Annotated in this window: 2 protein-coding genes; both read left to right on the forward strand. The window is 39.5% G+C overall.

Annotated elements, in window-relative coordinates; translation table 11 throughout:
- The first annotated feature begins 40 nt into the window (after positions 1-40).
- Positions 41-550, forward strand: coding sequence for a cytochrome b/b6 domain-containing protein (locus tag BZG73_RS15850; protein ID WP_077668823.1), 510 nt, complete (start codon positions 41-43; stop codon positions 548-550).
- Between the two features lie 19 nt (positions 551-569).
- Positions 570-1,938, forward strand: a 1,369-nt coding sequence (locus BZG73_RS15855; RefSeq protein WP_077668824.1) for a phosphoethanolamine transferase, incomplete at its 3' end; no start/stop codon positions are given.

A 1,938-nucleotide genomic window follows, 5' to 3' on the forward strand; every position in this document is an offset into this window, starting at 1 on the left:
CTCATAGAGTGAAGACATAACCACATGAGAGGAAATTACCATGACCACTAACACCCCACGACTATTTAAATGGGACAGAGTTGTCCGGTTGAGCCATTGGCTGATTGCTGCATTATTCTTTGCCAACATGAGCGTCACGGAAGAAGGCAGTGACATTCATCGCTGGTTTGGGTACGTGATCCTTGAGGCCATTGTCTTACGTCTGATTTGGGGAATGCTCACGCATTCAGAAGCACGACTAACCCGTTTTATACCCTCGCTTTCTGCCGCTCGAGCTCACTTCAGCAACCTTATACGAGGGCGTGATCATACAAGCTCAGGTCATAACCCTGCCGCGGCACTTATGATTTGGAGTCTTTGGGGATTGCTCCTCGTCACCATTTTGACTGGCTGGACAATGACGCAGTCAGGTGAAGAGCTCGAATGGTTAGAAGAAGTCCATGAGTTTGCTGCCAACGCAACCCTGGTCCTCGTCACTATCCATGTTAGCGCCGCCATTTTGATGAGTCGTTTTGGTAAGCGTAACTACATTAAATCCATGCTGCCTTAATACTAAGGATGTTTAAGTCGTGAACATAAAGAATGTAAAGTTTTCTCACACGTCAATAACGATAGTGATCGCTATATATTTCGCATTAATTGTTAACATTCCAGTTTATAATGAACTTGGAGGAATACTCTATAGGTTAGACAGCGTAAATCCTGGTTTCGTCGCTACAATCCCTCTCTTTTTCATCGCTAGCTTTAATATTATTTTTAACGCTTTTAGCTGGCCATTTATTACAAAACCTTTTTTTATCTTACTTTTGCTTCTATCCGCTGGGGCAAGCTATGCCACTTCCCACTACGGTATAATTTTTGACAGCGATATGATTGTGAACATTTTCGAAACGGACGTGGCAGAGGCATCAAGTTATATTAGTTTTTATTCTATCGCGTGGGTTTTACTCATGGGAGGGGTTCCATCATTATTTCTTTTTATTGTGAAAATAGAAGAAAGTGATCCCATTTTTTTTATGGTAATGAAAAAGATAATATCGGTAATAGCATCGGTAGTTGTCATACTGATCATTGCTAGTTTATATTATCAAGATTATGCATCCGTTGGCAGAAATAACTCTTACTTAAAAAAGGTTATCATTCCCACAGAGTTAGTTTATAGCATTGGGAAATATGTCAACAATAAATACCTGTCGGATCCTCTACCATACAAAAAAATTGGTGAGGACGCACAAAAAAAAGACGAAAAACATACAAAAAAACCAACTCTATTTGTTTTTGTTTTAGGGGAAACGGCTCGGGCCGAGAACCAACAACTAAATGGTTATTCGCGAGAAACAAATCAATTCACATCGCAAGAAGATATTATCTCATTCAAAAATGTAAGCTCATGTGGAACAGCAACCGCAGTTTCTGTGCCATGTCTTTTTTCTATCTTGGAAAGAGAAAACTTTAATCGAGAACGTGCCGACAAACAAGATAACCTACTTGATATCATGCAACGCGCAGGCACAGAGATGCTATGGGTAGAAAATGATAGTGGTGATAAAGGTGTCGCTAAGAACATCCCACAAGTTATAGTAAACCGTGAGAGAAGCCAGACCTATTGTGATGGACAAACTTGCTTTGACGAGGCGGTTATTCAACCTTTTATAGATAATATACCTAGCACGGAACATGGAAAAGATTTCATGGCAGTACTACACCTAATTGGTAGTCATGGTCCCACATACTATAAGCGATATCCGGAAAATATGAGAGTGTTTTCCCCTGATTGTCAACGAGCCGACATTGAAAACTGCTCTAGAGAGGAAATAGTAAACACATACGACAATACAATTTTATATACCGACTATGTTATAAATAAAGTTATAGAGAAGTTAAAAGATCTATCTTCTAAATATAATACAGCATTAATCTATGTATCAGATCATGGAG

It is taken from the genome of Salinivibrio siamensis, from assembly GCF_001996005.1.
Lineage (GTDB): Bacteria > Pseudomonadota > Gammaproteobacteria > Enterobacterales > Vibrionaceae > Salinivibrio > Salinivibrio siamensis.

Bases quoted from the DNA above. Each gene is read 5' to 3' on its own strand.
- BZG73_RS15850 (WP_077668823.1), top strand. From the start codon at position 41: ATGACCACTAACACCCCACGACTATTTAAATGGGACAGAGTTGTCCGG.